This is a genomic window from Pseudovibrio sp. M1P-2-3 (assembly GCF_031501865.1).
GTDB classification, from domain to species: Bacteria; Pseudomonadota; Alphaproteobacteria; order Rhizobiales; family Stappiaceae; genus Pseudovibrio; species Pseudovibrio corallicola.
Genome location: NZ_JARRCW010000001.1, coordinates 4,081,893 through 4,101,068, shown reverse-complemented (window position 1 = coordinate 4,101,068; position 19,176 = coordinate 4,081,893). Strand labels below are relative to the sequence as shown.

Genomic DNA, 19,176 nt, shown 5'->3' with positions numbered 1-19,176 from the left:
AGGTGAGAGGTGCAGAAGATGGCTGGGGGAATAGGTCAATCGGCGTGCGCCTTGGACGCTGGCGCCTCCGTAAGGGGGGTGTAGGACCACTCATGGAACCGGAGATTGCTAAGCTTACCGCAAATACTCCATGGTAATTTCCGGCCGAAAGTGGCCCATCTCCTGCGATACGGTTTCCAGTGCCTGCTCCCATTCCAGTTTGTGAGTGACCTGCAACTCAAGCATGCGCTCCTGCGCGTAGCTGTGGCGCAGGCCATGAGCGCCTTTCGACCAGCCAAGTGCGCGCTTGGACGCTTCGGTGAAGCTGGCGCTCCAGGCATTGCCGCCGCCAATGTTGTAGTAAGGATTGTAAAAGACGTTGCGGTCTTTGACCTCGCGGGGCTGCTTCACGCGCCGGGCTTCGATCGCCTCGATCAGATGGGGCGGGACAAGAACAAGGCGCCGTAATCCGCCTTTGCCGGTAACAGTATACAAGGTGCCAGAGCGACCGAGAAACTTGCTGGATAATGATGGCCGATCATCTGGAGGGCATTCTTCGCAAGGCTGTAATACCAACGGCACTTATAATTGACCTGTATGCGCCCAATTTCGTCTACCGATTGATGTGATTGTGTGGGGTTGTTGAATAAGCTTATTCCAAGCGTTACAGGCAGCATCGACAATTTCCTGATAGTTTTCAAAGCTTCGATTAGAAAGCCAGTTTTGCCGTAAATACTGCCAAATGTTCTCAACCGGGTTGAGCTTCGGAGAACGGGATGGAAGCAATAAAATGGTTATGTTGTCAGGTAGTTTCAGTTTTGCTGTTGTATGCCAACCCGCCTGATCCATCAGGACCACCGCGTGTGCCCCTTTGGTAATGTTTCGGCTGATCTCTGCCAGATGTAACTGTATGACATTTGTATTGGCTTTAAGCAAAACAAGAGCAACCCCTTTGCCGAGGGCGGGGCAGATGGCACCGAATACATAGGTTGATTGATAGCGCCCGTCGCTGGGAGCCCGTGGTCTCGTTCCTTTTTTTGCCCACCTTCTGGTGAGCCCATTTTTTTGACCAATGCGGGCCTCGTCCTGCCACCAGATTTCCATGGATGTTTGTGAGGGCAAGCGCGCTTTTATTTCTTTAAGCCGGGCATGGAAGTCTTTTTATATGTCTCCATAACTTGCTCGTCCTGTGCCGGGTGCTGTGGCCGAACGCTGACCCGAGAAAACCCCAGAACTCTGAGGAGGTTTGAATTAGCCTTCTCGCTATAACTGGCCCCAAACTTCTGCTCGATCACAACTTGCAGATCTCGCCGCCGCCAGCGAATTACGCCGTGCTGTTGTAAATCAGGTCCAGCCTCAACCAGATCTGCAAATTCAGCCATTTGCTCTTTATTTAACCACCGGGCACGGCCTGGGATCTTACGATTGTACAGGCCCTGCGGCCCTTCTGCGTTAAACCGATGCACCCAGTCGGCGGTCCATGCCGCCCATGCGTGCCGCCTCCAAGCGCGACAACCCATCATAAACAGCAGCAAGAGCAAGAAGGCGGCGGCTCTGCCTGACATCCTTACTTTGACAAGCAAGAGTTCGTAACGAAGAAGCATCATAGTCTCGGCGCAATGGGATCGCTGACATTGGGAATCTCCTTTCCCAATGTTGAATCACAATTCAAGTGATTTGGGAATCCTCATCCCGAGTCAAAAACAGGTGCCGTTGGTATAAGGTCATTAACTCATGGGCCCGTAGGCCGCAATGGTAGGCAAGCCAAGTGCGCAACTGATTGTCACTCCGCTGCGCCTGAACGACTTTCGCGACTTCCTCATACAAATAACTACGGGAGGTTTTATACGTGGGGTGATGTGACAGGATAACCCGAAGCTTGTCATTGGCACTTATCTTATGGGTCACGTGGCGCAGCATCTTCTGTAAAGCCAAGCGTTCTTGGTTGAGGGTAGACTGGCCTACCTCCCACGCTCGCCATGTCAAATAGGCGTGAGCCTCTTCTTCGGTGAGGTCGCGCAGGGAAAGACCTCTTAGTTTGAGAAAGCTTGAGCCTGCAATTTGGGTCATGGCGCCTTCATAGATGCGTACCGAACCAACCGATTTAATCACCGTGCCTTGAAGGTGCTTGATGACGCTGATGGCCTGTTTCCGGGGGTGGGCAAATTTTGCCATTTTTCTTGATCCAATCTGAAAGGGTGGAGGGAGCAATGGAAACGCCGCGTGCTCTCAGCCATCTGCGGATGGCGGTTTGCGTTTTCCCTTCGGCCACCATTTTCAGGATTTGGCTTTGATAGGGGAAGAGCTTTGAGCGCACTCTGATACAGCGCGAGCTTTGTGCTGCATCTGACAGTTTCCTCGTATGAAGTGGCATCAAAGTTTCCCTTCTCATTTCAAATTCAGATCGTTTGTAAGAACAACTGGCCGGCCGTGTCGGACTCAGCGGCGCGCACATGCAACACCTGTTCGCCCCACGCTACGCCAGAGACAGTGGGACTGGGGGCCACGTTGCTCTCGTGGTCTTTCGGCAGTATTAACCGCTGGGTCGGCTGCATTGTCTTCGTGACACAATGCGGTTTTCGTTGCCGCCAAAATACGTTGGCAGCCTCTTCACTAAGAGGTTTTTTAGGGCGGTGCCCTTAACGCCCACATGCAGCAAACAACCCTTAAAGGATCGCCCCTACGAGGCTATATTACGGCGCTTTTTTTATAAGTTTTTGTAGAACAACAGCTACCGTTTTGTGTGCCGTCCGACCAGCCATATTGGCTGTGGGTGGCTTCGTTTAAGCTAGTCTTGAGCGGGTGGATGTCACCACCCCGAAAAGACTGCGTGTATGTCATCTCCTTGCAGCGTATGCGCTGTGCACGAAAGGAGAGATTGGGCTTCTTTGGATCCTGATGCCTCTATGAGACATGCAGATGTGGATCCCAGCCTTATGTATGCAACACTTGACGCGGAGCGCTGTGTTGTTCCTAACCGAAGCTAGGTCTGTGTTTTTGGGGGATATTGCGATCAATAGTATTGACGTATCACACCCAAAATCCCGGTTTTGGGGCCAAGTCCCCATCAACCATAACTGTGGTTAACTACGCATAATCACATATTATCCTTAAGTGCATGTCAAGAGTATTCAATATATTTTCATTCAAAGGTTGTTGTGGTGTGGAAAACACTTCTTAAAAAACAGGGTGAAATGTACCTGAAGCACCGCTGGTAAAATTCGATATTGTTTTCTCATAAAACTATATTTTCCCTTTAAATACGGTAATTAAACATGATTGTGAAATCCTAACACAGCCTATTATATGGGCGCGGAAAATGTGGTTTAGGTCCGCACTTATAGGTGGGCAGATGAGCGTGGCGATACTGTGGAAAATCCCCTGACAAATGACGACAACGTTCTCAGACCACGGCGCGTGAATTACTCTTATTGCTTTAGTCTAGACGGCGCCGCGGTAGCAGGTGAAAAACGCGGCGTGGATTTGAAGAGGATAAGCGCATCGTTTGCGAGGAAGCTTTGTCGTCCCCTGAATCTATCGCCCAGATTGCCCGTAGAAACGGGCTTAACAAAGGGCGTCTTTATAATTGGCTTAAGGACAAACGTTATAATCCTTCCCCAAAGCGGAGCTATAACCGGATCTGGTGTATGGGGCTTTTGATATAGCAGCGTATCGGGTTGAATGTCTGATGACCAAATCAACGTTTCAACCACTAGGAGATACGCCACCATGGATAAGGATAATATGCTTGATCTTCCCCGTCAAAAAGCTGTTATTGATGATCCGCTGACACAATTGCTACGTGAAGGAGCGAGGGAGTTGTTGCAGAAGGCTATTGAAGCAGAACTTCAGTCTGTTCTTGCCAGTTACCAAGGCGAGCTTGAAGAGAGTGGTAAAGCTCGAATTGTGCGTAACGGCTACCATCCTGAGCGTGAAATTCAGACCGGGATTGGCCCTGTTTCAGTGAAAGTACCCAAGGTTCGCGCGCGCTCCGGCAAAGCTGTGACATTCCATTCAGCTCTTGTGCCTCCTTATGTACGCAAGGCCAGAAGTCTGGAAGCCGCCTTACCGTGGCTTTACCTGAAAGGGATTTCAAGCGGTGAAATGGAAGAGGCCTTGAGGGTTCTGGTTGGTCCTGAGGCGACTGGTCTTTCTGCCAGCACCGTCGCCAAGCTGAAGAGAGAATGGAAGGGCGAGTATGAACAATGGCGTCAGTCTCGTCTGGATCAGGACGAATGGGTCTATATCTGGGCGGACGGCATTTACAGCGGCCTGCGGGCAGAAGATGTCAAACTGTGCACCCTTGTTGTGATTGGCGTTAATGTGCTGGGACAGAAGAAGTTTCTTGCTATCGAGGATGGTGTGCGCGAAAGCACGCAGAGCTGGCGGGAGGTGCTGTTAAAGTTGAAAGAGCGTGGCATGAACGCGCCCAAACTGGCAACCGGTGACGGGGCTATGGGGTTTTGGGTTGCCCTTGACCAAGTCTACAGCGCGACGCGCCACCAACGCTGCTGGGTGCATAAGACAAACAATATCGTTGGCTACCTGCCCAAGTCGGTGCAGGATAAGGCAAGGGTTGCCGTAAAAGATATTTGGATGGCGCCGACGAAGGCAGCGGCTGAAACAGCTTTTGATCTGTTTGTTGAACAGTTTGAGGGTAAGTATCCCAAGGCTGTAGAATGCCTTCTCAAGGACCAGCACGACCTCCTCACGTTCTATGATTTTCCGCAGATGCACTGGCAGTCCATCCGCACCTCTAACCCCATTGAATCCACATTCGCTACCATAAGACACCGCACCAAACGCGCTATAGTCTTGAGCCTTTATACTGAAACATATCCAGCTGCCTTGAAGTAATTCCAACACTCTTGGGGTGTGAACAGATCGCATATGTCACCCAGAGCCTTTATCAAGGTCTCAAAGGTTCTGGCTTTCATTCTGCGTAGGTGTGCTTTGAGCTTGGAAAACGCCATTTCGATAGGATTGAGATCAGGAGAATAGGGCGGCAGAAAAAGGAACCAACACCCGCTTTGTCTGAGGGCCCTTGCGGCTTCTGGAACTTTGTGTGTGGACAGGTTATCCAGAATGACCACCGTTTTAGGGTGCAAGCATGGAGCCAGTTGTGTCGTGATATAAGTGGTGAATGCCTTGCCATTCATGGCCCCGTCCAGAACCCAGGGCGCAATGAGTCCCTCGTGGGTCAAACCGGCGATAAAGGTCTGGTTCTGCCAGCGTCCAAACGGCGCTGTGTCAAGGGCTCGTTCCCCTTTAAAGGCTCGGCCTCGCAGCCGGGTTAAATTCGTTTTAACACTGGTTTCATCGAGAAACACCAGTCTCTCAGGCAGATCACGCATTATAGGCTGACGGGTGTGGCGCCATTCATCTCTGGCATTTTGTACATGGAGTTTGCCACGCTCGGTTGCCACCAACGATTTTTTTTATAGGTGTAGCCAAGACGGCGCAAAGCCTTGGAGACGGAAGTATGGTGAACCCTCACTCCCTCAGCCATGAAAAGTGCATCACATAACTCCATCAACGTGATATCTCCGTCTTGATTGACCAGCTCGCGCAAGAAGGAGAGGTAGGGCTCCAATTTTCCGCCTCCCTTTGGGCGCCCTGTCCTGACCGGGATTAAACTCTGCCCCTCCCGAACTTTACGGGCCAAGCGAGATCCTAATGCTGGAGAGATCAGCAGGCGGCGTGCTGCTTCACGCCCGCTCATCCCGGATAAAATGAGCCTTTTAAAGCGAAGGCGTAAATCAAGTGAAAGTGGCCGGCCCATGTGATCTCCTCCCTAAAAGGAGTGAATCACAAATCAACCTGATTGGGAATCCCCAATCGATTCAGCGTTGCGCCTCATTGCTTTAAGGGCTGCCTCAACCGCGATGGCATGCTGCAGATGATGTTCAAACTCGCGCAATGCGCGCAGACAAGATGGCGAAAACTACGCGGCTTTGCCGATCTTGGCAAACTCATCACAGGCATCGACTTCAAAGATGGGATTGAACAACAACAACCCGATCAGAAAGCTGCTTAAGCAAAAGCTCATACACCAGAATTGACTATATCTCATCAGTCCACGGGCCACGTTTTTTAACGGGGTCGCACCTCCAATAAGCGGACGGCCGCTCTCCTCCTGAGATGCAGGGTAGCATAAAAAGTTTCTACCGCGCACAGGCGGGCCAAAAGACTTGTCCTGTATAGTTTTTTAGTAAATCTCTCTCCTGACGCAGGAGCTCATTTTCCTTGCGCAGCCGCACCAGTTCTCTGCTGGCATCCTTATGTGCGCCCGAAAGCAGATCCCGGTCTCGGAACTCCCGAACCCAACGCTGCAAGCTGGAACGCGCTACCCCTAAGTCCTCTGCAATTTCATGAACACCACGTCCGCTCACCTCAACGAGCCTAACCGCTTCACGCTTAAACTCTTCTGTATAATTTGGTCGCCCCATAAAGTCCTCCCGACCTGAACTTATCAGAAGTCCCTCCACTTTTCCCGAGCCAGTCCACTCCTGACAGATGGCTCGCTTATCCTCAACGCTCCAGGCACCATTAATATTGGATTTCATTCATTCCGTCCCGCATGATTAACTCAGGGGATTGTATTTAAGGCGTTAGGCCGGTCAGGTCACACGCTCACATATTTTCGGTACAGAACTTTACTATACGCCTTTGCCCAAGGGCCCCGACCTTCTCATTGGCAACAAAGGGAGTAAAGGCCTGTATCCTCCCTGCGTGGTTGTCGGAGCCCAGCTATCTTTTGCAAAGAGAGATATAAACCAAGACATCAAGTGGAGACTACTATAGATCATTGTATAGCGTGAAAATAATTAATTGCTTCCGTGACTCTTGCTCTAATGGCTGCAGCGACGCGGTCATAGCCCATTGCCCGGGCAATTGCATTGACCGGGTCCTCTTCTCGGAGCAAATGGGGCTGCTCATCAATGAGGCCGGCGATTTCAGCAATTGGAATATCCGTTACAGAGCGCCTGTAGTCTTTGTTGACTGCTGGCCTGAAGCCAATGAGTTGCGTTTTGCTATCTTTTTCCCAAACAAAGGTACCTGTTGTTTCCTCGTGAAAGTCAAAGTTCGCAAAGTGCTGCTCAATTTCACGCCGCAACACAGCACCAGTTCTACTCCAACCATGTGCTTTGGTAATGCGCTGCGCCAATGCTGTATCTTTGATTGGCCCTTCAACCGATACAATTTTTCTGATCATCTCCGACAGTGTTGGGGCATAGTCAGCGTCATGAAATTTGTCTGGATCCGGTGCAAGGCCAGAAAGGTCTGTCCACTCATACGGCTTTGATGTTGGTGAAGGTGCATTTGATGCTGAAGTTACAGAGTGATTGCCACGCAATGGAGTGCTCTGTAGTGGCTCAATCCTATCAACCTGTGCCGTTTCCTTGACCTCTTCAAGAGAGGTGTCCGGAATGCTTTCATCAAGTTGAGCTTCAAAAGCCAAGCTCTCTTCTTCAAGCTTTGCAGCCTCTGCTGCTTGCTCTTCCTTCAGTTTATCTGTTGCACGGCTATCGGCTAACAGATCTCGGAGCTTTTGATGGATCTCGTCTGCTACATGTTGAGAGTCGTACCACCAATCAGGAGACCAAATACGAAGGATTTCCCAACCTAGATTGCGCAATACCTGCTCGCGTACTTTATCGCGATCTCGTGCCGTTGCTGAACTATGGTATGTTGCTCCATCGCATTCTACGCCAGCAATAAACGCTCCCGGTTTATCTGGGTGTACAATGCCTAAATCTACTCTAAAGCCTGACACCCCGACTTGCGGAACAATTGTCCAACCTCGCATCTGTAGTGCTTCGGACACAGCTTCTTCGAATGGGCTATCGTAGCCCCCTACAGAACCATCGTCTGAAGCTGCTAGTGCAATCGTGCCTTTTTCAGCAAAGCTCAAGAACTCCTTAAGATGCTTAACGCCAAGGGCTTTCGTGCGAGATGTATCAATTGCATCTGCCGTAACTGTACTGAAAATGAGTAGCTCTTCACGGGCGCGAGTTACAGCAACGTTTAGTCTGCGTTCCCCGCCATCTTTATTGATCGCGCCAAACGACATGGACATCTTGCCAGCAATGTCAGGTGCAAACGTAATTGAGAACATCATTACATCCCGCTCATCACCTTGAACGTTTTCAAGGTTGCGCACGATAACCGGTTCAATACGTTCATCAGCAAAGAACCACTCCAACTCAGGATGATTACGCAATTCAGCGTCAAACAAGTCCTGAATCAAACTCTGCTGTTGTTGGTTGAAGGTTATTACGCCAAGTGTAGGGCGATCTTCTTCCGGTAGATCGATCCACTTGCGCAGGCGTTTAACCGCTTCTTTTACGATGTTCTGGGCTTCTAGCTTATTGGTTCTGCTCTTGCCTCGATCATAAATTGCGTCCGGCGTGTGAACGAGTTTGACAGCACGGTCTGCGACGACAGGTGATGGGAATGTAATCAGCCTGTTTTCGTAGTAGTGCCAGTTGGAGAAGGCGATGAGAGACTCGTGACGACTACGGTAGTGCCAGTTCAGTTGCAAGTTAGGCAAACCAGAGGCTTTTGCCTCTTCAAGGATACTTTCCAGATCCTTCTCGTAGGCTTCCAGCTCTTCATCATCATCTTGTTCTGAACGACCAAAGAAGTTGGTTGGAGGCAGCTGCTTAGGATCGCCCACAATGATGGTTTGTGTACCACGTGCGATTGCTCCAACAGCATCCCATGTCGTGATCTGGGAAGCTTCATCGAAAATCACCACATCAAACTGGGATTGGCCTGCAGGAAGATACTGCGAAATTGACAGTGGAGACATAAGAAGGCAAGGAGCCAACTTGCTGAATGTCCCGGGCATCGCTGAGATTACGTCACGAATAGATTTGCTCGGGCGTTTCAAATTCATCTGGTGACGAAGTGTTCCAAGTTCTGAGTTCTTGGGAACAGCATGCTGTGATGGCAGTTTATGGTTTAGGGCAGATTGTACTTTGTATGCCGCAGTAGCTCGCGCTTGGTCATCCAGTTTTCGGAATTGCTGCAGCATCTCTTCATGCTTGAAGCGCTTAAAACTGCGAAGAACATGAGTGTTATCGATAGCTTCTGGGAGCCACCAGTTTGCAAAAGCAACCGTAAAACGCTTCTCTAAGTCTTCATAAGGAATGAGTTGGTTCTCAATGGCTTCAATAAATGGCGTGAGGTCTTGATTTTCAGCAGTTGTTTTGACTTTCTGCCATTCGGTCCAAACTTGAAGCTGCTTTGAATTGTTGGTTAAGACTTGGAGATCATCCTGCAATCTATGTAAGATTGCAGTCCCTTCAAAATGATCTTTGTTAGAACCTGCTGCGTGGCAAAAACGGCCTAACCCGTCACGGAAGAGCTTTGCAACTTCAATCAATTTTGCTGCCCGTAACCGTAACGGATCATCAGCACTTCCTTCAGATAGGCTAGTGCGGAGTTCTTCGCTTTTGAAGACCGTGGTATTGCTCAGGTGATTGATATGTCGGAAGGCCTTTGTGCTTTCCTCAGCCAAGTCAAAATATGAGCGAAGGTGGTCAATATCTGTTTGTGTAGCTTCCCATTTAGGTAGGGAGCGCCTATCTCTTTGGTTCGCGAGTGAACTTGTAAAGTCACAGAGTTGCGCAAACTTAACGTGAAAATGTTCTTTTGCTTTGAGCAACTTTTGGGATTGTAAACGCAACGGGTGGTTGAATTCTCCCCCCTCTAAGCAAGAACGTAACTTCTTGTTCTTGAAGATGGTTGAGTTGCTGAGGTGATCGATATGAACAAATACGGCTTTGACTTTCTCAGCTAAGTCAAAGTAAGAGCTGAATTTTTCAACATCTGTCCGCGTTCCATTCCATTTTGGGTAGAAACGTTGATCATCCTGTTTTTGAATTGCATTCAATGCATCTTGCATCTCTCGTAGCTGAAAAATTTCAGTTTCGGGATTTGCGCTACCATTTTTAGCATAGGTTTGTAGCAGTTTTCTTATTTTGCCTTTTGCAAAAGCGGAGAACGGCCACATTTTAGAACAAGCTTCACGCCAATTGTGGTCCAGAGAGTCTACCGGTAATCGCAAGATTGTTGCTTCATCATACGATGCACTTAGTTGTGCCTCTGCTGTCCTAAACCGGATTACATCTTTTTCTAGGCTTTGAGAGGTTGCCTTAATCTCGTCAAAGCGCTCTTCAAATACAACGCCTAACTGCGTTTCCTTTGTTGATTGAACCAGCTCGGCAAAGGCACAAACTTCTTCAATATCTTGCAAGCTTAAAGTGTCACTAGCTTTAAAATCACTAAGCTGGTTGAAGGTATCCAGCTGACTAAGAAGATCGCTTACAGCTGCTTTGATTTCATTAAAACGCTCTTCAAATACAACACCTGACTGCTTTCTCTGAGCTGATTGGACTAGCTCTGCTAGCGAGCAAACTTCCTCAATATCGCGTAAGATGAGGGTGTCATTTGCTGTAAAGTTTGAGAGACGATTGAAGGCCGTCAATTGATAGAGAAACCTGGAAACAGACGTCTTGAGCTTATTGAAGCGCGCTTCAAAGACCTGATCCAGTTTCATGTTTTGTGTTGATTGAATTAGTTCTGCCAGCGAGCAGATCTCTTCAATATTCTGCAAGATGAGAGTGTCACTTGCTTTAAAATCAACAAGTTGATTGAAGGCATCTAGTTGATGGATCAACTTTGATGCAGACGCCTTGATCTCATCAAAGCGCTCTTCGAACACGATACTCAACGGAGTGTTCTGAGTTGATAAAACTTGCTCTGAAAATGAGCAAATATTTTCTATATCCTGCAGACTAAGTTGTGCCGTTGCCTTGAAGTCAACAAGTTGGTTGAAGGCATCTAACTGCTCCAGAAATTTGGATGTCACATTCGCAGTTGCTGAGATTGCATCCAGTAAGTTATTTTGCCAGCGTACAGACCAATCTTGGTGCTTAATAAGGTTAAGAGCGGGGATTGGTTGTACTTGGCGGTGCACGCTGGCGATTTCACTTACAGTGTCCTGCAGCTGTGCAAGCGTTTCCTTTCCAATGGACCTGTTGTTATCCCAGTCGAGCTTAGGAACGTAATCATTGGCATGTTTGACGGCTAATCCCAGAGCATCAAACGCAGTAAGGCCGCAGGCAGAAGGCGTGTGAAGGGCAACAATATAGTCGTTAAGATGATCTCGACGAACCTTAAGCTGCTCGTTGATGCGCACCCATTCGCCCGTATCTGGCTTTGTACCTTGCTCCCATGAAGTCTTAAGTTGCTCTAAGAACTGCTTTCGTTCAGCTTTGTTTGAATGCAGCTCCAAGCAAAACTCGCCCAACCCATGTTGTCGCAAGCGACGGTACACAACATCCAAAGCTGCGGTTTTCTCTGCAACAAACAAGACGCTTTTGTTGTTAGCCAAACACTGAGCGATCATGTTTGTGATGGTTTGGCTTTTACCCGTACCTGGAGGACCGACAAGGATAAAGTCCTGACCTTCTACGGCAGCCATGACTGCGCTTAACTGTGAAGAGTCAGCGGGAAGAGGGGTGATGATGTCCTTAGGGTCGTACTTTACGTCAATATCGCGTTCAGAAGGAAAAGCAGTTGAAACACCCGGCTCAAAAGCTTTGTCTGGATTGTCAATTAAGTGCTTTACGACGCGGTTCTTGCGCAGATCATCAGTACGCTCAACGAGATCTTTCCACATAAGGAACTTGGCAAAAGAAAAGGTTGAGAGCGCTGTCTCATCGACAACTTCAAAGCCCGGCACGTCACGTACTGCTTTCCGAACCATCTCAAATACGTATGGAACGTCAATGCCACTCTCATCGGTTGGCAACTTTGTGTCAAATGGTGGGAGAGAAAGATTGTAGTCCTTCTTGAGGAATTCCATCAGAGTTGCGTTAAAGCGCACTTCGTCCTCATGGTGCTCCAAGTTGAATCGAGATGCAGCACTCTTACGCGTGAGTTTTACAGGGATAAGCAGCAATGGCGCTTTATAGGCTTTATCGTCGTCAGCTGACTTCTTCCAGCGCAGGAAACCAACAGCAAGGAACAAGGTGTTGGAGCCGCCCTCGTTCAGATCATTTTTTGCACGCCTGAAGAGTTCTGTAAGGCGTTTGTCCAACTCGCGCTTTTCGAGAATGGAAGGAAGTTCATTTCTCGCGATTGCTTGTGCCGCAAACTCTTGGTCCAGATCTTGTCCGGTATTTTTGAGATGCAAATCCTCATCGCGCTCCCCATGTGGGTTCTCATCCGGCAGCGAGATGACACGAATTTTCTTCCTCTCAGCGAGGCGGTCTTCCAGCAGGGGAACGTCAGTGCATAAGAATGGCACTGTTTGCTTGGTCGGCTTAAAGTTCAACAGGCGGTTTCTCAACGATAGATCAAGCAGCTTGTTTTGCCAGCGTGCGATCCTATCCTTTGGAGTACTCGGAGATTCTTCAGCCTCGTCTAGTGGCAGCGCTTCGAAACTAGGGGCTTTGGGCAATGGCAGAGTTGATGCTTCAAACTCTGGAGCCTCACTGTGATTTTCTGAGGTAACCGTTTGGTGTGAGGCCATAGGGCGAATTTGAGATGCTCTTGCGCGGGCAATATCAATCGCGCCTACGAACTTGGCTTCGTTTTCTTCGTTCGTGTAGCTCTTGGCGATTGCAATTGCTTTTTCAAATTGATCTGCTGGGCGATGAGTAATCCCAGTCGTTTCGAAAACAATAAGCTCGCGTGCAGCGAGTGCTTTTCTGATTTCAGTCGGATCTTGCTCAATGAGAGATGAAAGCGTTGTCTCTCGGAGCCAGAAACCGCAATAACTATGACCTTCAGTGATAAGCACTACAGGATTCAGGCCAATTGCCTCTAGAGCAGATGCAAAGAAGAGCGTGCTATCAAAACATGTTGCCAGGCCCTGTTCTCGGACAGTTGACGGGCGCCGAACTTTTTGCCCGTGAACCTCAAAACTCTTGGGCGGCTCAGCATAAAGCAAGCCCATACCCGCCACCGCTGACCAGAGCGCAGCGCCCAACATGTAAACTCTTTTAGGATCTTTACTCTGATATCCGTCCAGAGCTGGTGAATATCCGTACTTAGCAAGAACTTCCCCAGCATCGCGTTGAACCTGAGCAATAGCAGGATCATTGGGCATAACAAATGCCGCCGCAATGCTTGCCATGCCTGCAAAGCCGCCCCATTCGTCGCGAGCTAACAATCGCAATTCTTTTCTGTGCTCAGCGACAAGTTCCCCCTCAGCATTTCGCAGCTGGAATACGGCGACCCCTTTTTCAGCTTCATCCAGTCCTTGCAGGTAATCTGGGTCTAAAGTCACCTCAAGATTTGAAAGGCTGAGTGTCTCGTCTGCAGGTAAGCGATCAAGCTTCCAGCTTTTGGCCTTTGCGAATGACGGAGTGAAGCTTAGCTCTAGTGTAAGGTTGTTCTGAGCGTGTTCTGCTGAGTTATGCAGTTCGACGAAAGAGAGGAGGGGAACCGAGTTCTGCCAACTCGCATAATTTACAACGCTGGAGATCTTCACGTGGAACGAGATACCGCAATCCGTCTGCTCAGAACGTGCTTCTTGGGTGATCTCCAGCATATTTGCCTCTTTAAAGCTTAAATTTATTTAATTTATATGAGTTGATTCCAATAGCGTAGCTAGCCCAGACAGGCTTTGCTGTCCCAAGATAGCAAGAGTATCAACAGTTATAAGCTTATCTTAAATCGTAGTGGCAGCTAAAATTGCGCATAGGAGATATGTCAGGCGTTGAGTTGTAAAAGAGATTCTATTAGTTAAGTGGCTGTAATTAAATGACTTTATAGAATATTAGAAATGTTTAATGTAGTAATATTTATGATATTAGAAGGGGTCGATGGGTTTGTTTGGGCAGGTGAACATTGATCTGATGTGGATCCGTTTCACCAAAGCAGATTGTTGAAGACTGTGCAAAAATTGGTTTTATAAGCCTGATCTGGGGGAGGGGGCGTCAAGTGATGGATGTGGTCGTGTTTGGTTAAAAAAAGCAATATATGTCCTGATGAACTTTCTTGCTTCATCTACATTGTTGTAAGTCTTGAGATAAACCTCCTCGTACTTGATGATCTATCAGTCCAGACAGCTAATTATCATCATTTTTAGGAACACGCATATATCCGATCAATATGGGTAGCCTCTAAGTATCAGAAAAGCTGGCGCAGGCAGGCAATCTGCCTTTGAATTCTTTACCGGGTTTTCTGGTCGAAATAGTTTCCAAAATAGCGTGCATGTATGAGCACCAGATAAACGGTCGTTTTTCTGGCGGGACAAACTTCTCAAAAAGGGTATGTATAGGCTTCACTTAAACCTTAATAAAAATCCTAAAAATGTAATGTAACGACTCTGCATATGAGCTAAATGCGCGCTACATATGTAGGCTACACGCTGCAACCTATTGGAATAATGCGTATATATCGGCTCGGCCATTTTTGGCCGAGCTTGGCCATTTTTGGCTAAGGCCTTTTTCGCCTGTATATCCATAGAGATAACCCCTAATCATTCAAAGTTTAATGATAATTTCGGCCAAAAATGGCCGAAAGTGCCGTTAGGGAAGTAAGATTGACGTAAGGTGGGGATTTTGGCGGAAAATTATCGATAATTTTATCTGGTAAATATACCAATGATTTAGGTGAAGAGTATCTACTTTTCTCGTTAAAATTGTCAGTTTGGCATGGGCATTGCATCTTCATTGGTCAACCGGCACCCGCTGGTTGCAAGTGTTAATTATTCTTTTAGGAGATAATCCATGCCTACTCCCGCCTATATTACCATTGAAGGCGCAACTCAGGGTCCAATCACTCAGGCCGCGTTCACCGAAGATTCCGTTGGCAACGTGTGGCAGGAAGGCCATGAAGACGAAATCATGGTGCAGCAGGTCGAACATAAAGTTCTGGTCCCGCGTGATCCGCAGTCCGGTCAGCCGTCTGGTCAGCGCGTGCATACGCCGTTTATTTTTGTGTGCTCTTTGAACAAGTCCGTGCCGCTGCTTTACAACGCCCTGTGCTCCGGTGAGATGCTCACCAAGTGTGAAGTGAAGTGGTACCGCACCAACTCCTCCGGTAAGCAGGAGCATTTCTTCACCACCGTTATAGAAGATGCGTTGATCACCGACATCGACTGTGACCTGCCGCACTGTCAGGATCCAAAGAACGCCGACTTCACCCAATTGGTTCGCGTTGAGCTGTCCTACCGCAAGATCACCTGGGAGCACACCGTTGCCGGAACGTCTGGCGGCGACGACTGGCGTGCCCCAGTAGTCTAACCGGCCCTAATAAAGTGGCGGGTGTCGACAGGCGGAGCAACAGCAGAGGCCGTTTGCTGTTGTTGTTCTTGTTGGCTCCCGCCGCACGGGGTGCACTGGCTGCAGTGTGCCTGTGTTGGAATACCATTGTTGTTGCTGTTTGAGAGTACATAGAGTTGCTGCGTTTGTTTCAAAAAGCCCGCACCCGGGTCAAAACCTCCCTGTCGTATCTGCTGTTGGGGCAAAAGCGCCGCGATTATGGCAAGCGCCTCAGCAAGCACGCTACTGTTCACAAGGGCGAGCGGCAACCGGTGGGAACCATGAGCGCCAATGTGGGCGGCCGTCATATTCCTGAGCGTCCAAGGCAGGTGCAGGAAGACCTGTCGGGAGAACTGGAACTCAAAGGGTTTCTCGACACGTTCCAAGCCCACCCGCTGCATCTGGTGCAGGGACAAAATGACAAGGAGCACTCATGAGGAAACTTCTTAACCAGAAGGAGAGCGGGTAATGGTCTGGTCCTACGCAGAACAGCGGATGGCGCAGCGCCATTCCAGCGCAGCTCAACGCCCGCAGCAGTTACAGGGAAGTGACAACCGAGAACTGGAGCGGACACTACACGCGTTGGAAAGCGCCGCCTTTAACTTTGCCACCCGCTTTATCGGTGATGGTAAAGTGCGTCTGGATTACCAGCGGCAAACCTGTGCGTTATCACAGCGGATCCGGAACGAGGTTCTAGCGGGGAAAATCACTGCGAAGCAAGGCGCCCATGCGGCCACCTCGATCCGTAACGAAATTTTAAAAGCTTCCCGGTTTCGCACGAGTGATGTGGGGCTTGCCTTTGCCGAGGCCCATAAAAAGGCGGGAAGAACCTTTGATGATCTCCTGAAAAAGTACTCAGGTGAAAAGTTTGGGAAGAACTTCTCCAGCCTCACCAAAGCCCAGCAGAGTGAGGTGTATCTGGAGCTTGTCGACAGTGCGGGCCGTAACAGTCCAAAACATACGAAAGCGGCAGCCCGCAACCTACGCTTTGGACGAGCGCTTGTGGTTGTTTCCATCACCATTTCGGTGCTCAACATCATTGCGGCGGAAGATAAGGTCAAGGCCACCGCCAAAGAAGGAACTGTGATCGCCGGTGGTTTTGGCGGTGGCGCCGCCGGCGGTGCGGCCGCAGGTTTGCTGTGCGGTCCGGGCGCCCCGGTTTGTGTCACTGTGGGCGTTGTGGTCGGCGGGGTGCTGGGTGCCCTTGGCGCGGATTACGCCTTTGAATGGTTTTGGGAGTAAGTCCGTGCCAGCTCTCCTGCCCATAAAACTCTTTCGCCTTGAGCCGGCACAGAACGGCAAAGCACAGTTGGTTAATACGGCCAATGGGGCCGTTGTGCCCATAGCCGGGACAAGTCTTGCCGCCCAATACCGTTTCGGCGGGCAGTACCTGGTACTGGCTCACAACATGTCGTCGCTTGATGAGGGTATGGCGATCTATGTCCTTTCCGATTCCGCTGTGCTTGATAGCGCTGAAACCACAGATATCGGGTTGAGCGGCGACCCTACTGATATTGAAGTCATCCAGCCCGACACGGTTTACTTTTCTTTTCCAAATCATATGCGCTGGCGGCTGCGCTGCTTTGCCCGGCCCCGCGTTCGCCTGCACCTGCCAACCCCCTACATGTTCTGGGACTACCACCGTCTGTTCCGGTCCTGGTTCTCGCTGCGCCGCGCCAATTAATTGAGGTACCCGATGAATGTGATCAACCCGCTGCCCACCCTTTTGCAAAAAGACGATCTGGCGTTTACCTTTTATTCGCCGCACGTGGAGGAGAACGATCTTCTGGTTGAGGACTTCTCCGTCACTGAACAGGTGTTTGAACTGACCCGCATTGAGGTGAGTCTCGTTTCCAAACGGCCGGACATTGACCTGCAAGCTCTCATTGATACCCCGGCCTCCATCAGTGTGCTGCATAAATATGCGGGCATCCGGCACTTTTCCGGCGTGGTGCACCGGGCCCGGCGGCGCAATCAGGGCCACCACCGTACGTCCTATGAAGTCACTCTCCTGCCCAGCCTGCACCGGCTGGATTATGGCTCCGATTGCCGCATCTTCCAGCTGAAATCAGTGCCTGAGATCATCAAGGAAACCCTCAAGCGCTATGGGATCGAGAATATCAAATGGCACCTGACCGGCGAGCACGTCGCCCGCGAGTACTGTGTCCAGTATAGGGAGACCCACTATGAGTTTATCCGCCGCCTGTGCGCCGAAGAAGGCATCTGGTTCTACTTCACTCATAGTAAGAACGGCAGCCATATCCTGCACTTCATCGACAACTACCGGATTATTTCTACCCAGGAAGGCCAGCCACAGCTGGAATATAACGCTACCTCTGGCGGGGTGACCAAAGGCGTCTTTTGCCAAAACCTGTCGGTGATGGAGGAGGTCCGCTCCTCCAAGTGGACCATGCGGGACTACACCTTCAAGAACCCGCCCTACAATCAGGAACACACGGCCATTCGCCAGGAAGATAATGGCCTTGCCCGCGACTACGCCATGTATGACTATCCAGGCCGTTACAAGAAGGATGCGGCGGGCAAACCGTTTACCCGCTCGTTGATGGAGGCTACCCGTGTGGGGGCCACTCTTGCCGAAGGCCAGACCAACGCCGTTCATATGCTGGTGGGCCACAAGTTCGAGCTCACTGACCACCCGGACAGCAGCACGAACATCAAGTACCACCTGCTCTCCGCCGTTCATACCGGATCGCAGCCGGGGGCTTTAGAAGAGGAAGCCGTCCTTGGTGGCTCCACCTTCTTTATCACCCACTTTGAGGCAATCCCCGACCGACTGGCCTACGCGCCGCCGCAGCGCACCCGGCCCAAGGTGGACGGCTCGCAAATTGCCACTGTGGTCGGCCCTGCGGGAGAAGAGATCTACACCGATGAACATGGCCGGGTGAAAGTGCAGTTCCCGTGGGACCGCTATGGCGAGAGTAACGACCGCTCCTCCTGCTGGATCCGCGTGGCCTCCAACTGGGCCGGCGGCGCGTGGGGTCACATCGCCATTCCGCGCATCGGCCATGAGGTCATCGTCGACTTTCTGGAAGGTGACCCCGACCAGCCGATCGTCACAGGTAGAACTTACCATGCCAATAACAAGCCGCCCTATAAGCTCCCTGACCATAAAACCAAGATGGTCATTCGCTCCGATAGTCATAAAGGCAATGGCTATAACGAAATTAGCTTTGAGGATCAGGCTGGTGAGGAGAATATATTCACACATGCCCAGAAGGATCAGACCCTTAAAATCCTCAATAACCGCGCCAAACGGGTGGAGAACAACCAGATCGAGAGTGTTGGCTCCAACAAGAATATCGAAGTTGGCGCCAACCATCAGGAAAAGATTGGCGGCTCCATGAACTTAACGGTGGGGGGGGGCACTGGAGGGGCCCTGCTCGGAGCACTAGGAGCGGTTGTCGCCGCTGGCGGGGCAGATGCCAAAGCAGGCTCGGCGCGTACAGGGAACGGAGAAGTGGGAGCGTTTGCAGGGGCCGTTGCTGCTGTGGGGGCAGCTGCTGAGACGACAGCTCTGGGGGCGAATGCTTCGTTCAACAGTGCGGGCGGACACTTTAGTGAAGGGGGAAAAAAACAGCAAGGGACAGCTGGTTTCCTAGGCGGGCTGTTGTCCTCCCTCATGCCCATGTCCGGTATTGTCAATACGGTGATAGAAAAGTTCCGATCAGAAACCATCGGATTGGCCGAAACCAAACAGATCGGTGCCTACAAAAATACCAGTGTGGGCCACACTTACACTATCAACGTGGCCGAGGAGTTTGTGGTCACTGTTGGCAAGTCTCGCTTCATTATGAAGAAGGACGGCAGCGTGCGTATTCTCGGCGACAATCTTAACATCACCATGTCTGGCCCAGTCCAGATCAATGGCAAAACCATTGACTTGAACTAG

10 protein-coding genes and 4 pseudogenes are annotated in these 19,176 nt (G+C 50.2%); 7 read left to right on the top strand and 7 right to left on the bottom strand.

The window, feature by feature from the left end; genetic code table 11:
- Positions 1 to 114: 114 nt before the first annotated feature.
- From P6574_RS17955 to P6574_RS17945, 3 genes and pseudogenes are all read right to left on the bottom strand, one after another.
- Positions 115 to 474: a hypothetical protein gene (locus P6574_RS17955; RefSeq protein WP_310621609.1), complete on the bottom strand. Its 360-nt coding sequence runs from the start codon at positions 472 to 474 to the stop codon at positions 115 to 117.
- 87 nt (positions 475 to 561) lie between these two features.
- A pseudogene (locus tag P6574_RS17950) lies at positions 562 to 1,614 on the bottom strand (IS630 family transposase).
- Positions 1,615 to 1,647: 33 nt separating this feature from the next.
- A complete protein-coding gene (locus P6574_RS17945; protein ID WP_310621608.1) occupies positions 1,648 to 2,154 on the bottom strand; it encodes a hypothetical protein in 507 nt (168 codons plus the stop codon).
- Between the two features lie 1,554 nt (positions 2,155 to 3,708).
- Here P6574_RS17945 and P6574_RS17940 point away from each other — a divergent pair.
- A pseudogene (locus P6574_RS17940) lies at positions 3,709 to 4,788 on the top strand (IS256 family transposase); the annotation flags it as partial.
- 14 nt (positions 4,789 to 4,802) lie between these two features.
- Here the strand turns inward: P6574_RS17940 and P6574_RS17935 are convergent.
- Positions 4,803 to 5,761, bottom strand: a protein-coding gene (locus P6574_RS17935; RefSeq protein ID WP_310621607.1) for an IS630 family transposase whose coding sequence is annotated in 2 segments (ribosomal slippage) — positions 4,803 to 5,417 and positions 5,420 to 5,761 — 957 coding nt in all. Because the reading frame shifts where the segments join, the coding sequence is not laid out codon by codon here.
- Positions 5,762 to 5,845: 84 nt separating this feature from the next.
- Between P6574_RS17935 and P6574_RS17930 the strand changes: the two are divergent.
- Positions 5,846 to 6,016 (top strand): annotated as a pseudogene (locus P6574_RS17930) (IS256 family transposase); the annotation flags it as partial.
- 169 nt (positions 6,017 to 6,185) lie between these two features.
- On the opposite strand, the pseudogene P6574_RS17925 reads toward P6574_RS17930, so the two are convergent.
- From P6574_RS17925 to P6574_RS22165, 3 genes and pseudogenes are all read right to left on the bottom strand, one after another.
- Positions 6,186 to 6,428 (bottom strand): annotated as a pseudogene (locus P6574_RS17925) (transposase); the annotation flags it as partial.
- A gap of 356 nt (positions 6,429 to 6,784) precedes the next feature.
- Positions 6,785 to 13,549: a DUF3320 domain-containing protein gene (locus P6574_RS17920; protein WP_310621606.1), complete on the bottom strand. Its 6,765-nt coding sequence runs from the start codon at positions 13,547 to 13,549 to the stop codon at positions 6,785 to 6,787.
- Positions 13,550 to 13,909: 360 nt separating this feature from the next.
- On the bottom strand, positions 13,910 to 14,050 hold the full coding sequence (locus P6574_RS22165; RefSeq protein WP_405048159.1) for an integrase core domain-containing protein: 141 nt from the start codon (positions 14,048 to 14,050) through the stop codon (positions 13,910 to 13,912).
- 682 nt (positions 14,051 to 14,732) lie between these two features.
- Between P6574_RS22165 and P6574_RS17915 the strand changes: the two genes are divergently transcribed.
- The 5 genes from P6574_RS17915 (at position 14,733) to tssI (ending at position 19,176) form a co-directional block, all read left to right on the top strand.
- Positions 14,733 to 15,248, top strand: coding sequence for an Hcp family type VI secretion system effector (locus P6574_RS17915; RefSeq protein ID WP_310621605.1), 516 nt, complete (start codon positions 14,733 to 14,735; stop codon positions 15,246 to 15,248).
- A gap of 155 nt (positions 15,249 to 15,403) precedes the next feature.
- Positions 15,404 to 15,703, top strand: coding sequence for a hypothetical protein (locus P6574_RS17910; RefSeq protein ID WP_310621604.1), 300 nt, complete (start codon positions 15,404 to 15,406; stop codon positions 15,701 to 15,703).
- A 31-nt stretch (positions 15,704 to 15,734) separates the two neighbouring features.
- Entirely contained in the window at positions 15,735 to 16,508 is a 774-nt protein-coding gene (locus P6574_RS17905; protein WP_310621603.1) for a hypothetical protein, read from the top strand.
- Complete coding sequence (locus P6574_RS17900; protein WP_310621602.1) at positions 16,471 to 16,950, top strand: hypothetical protein; 480 nt, start codon at positions 16,471 to 16,473, stop codon at positions 16,948 to 16,950. Before P6574_RS17905 ends, P6574_RS17900 begins: the two co-directional genes overlap by 38 nt.
- Positions 16,951 to 16,962: 12 nt before the next feature.
- Entirely contained in the window at positions 16,963 to 19,176 is a 2,214-nt protein-coding gene (gene tssI / locus P6574_RS17895) for a type VI secretion system tip protein TssI/VgrG (RefSeq protein ID WP_310621601.1), read from the top strand.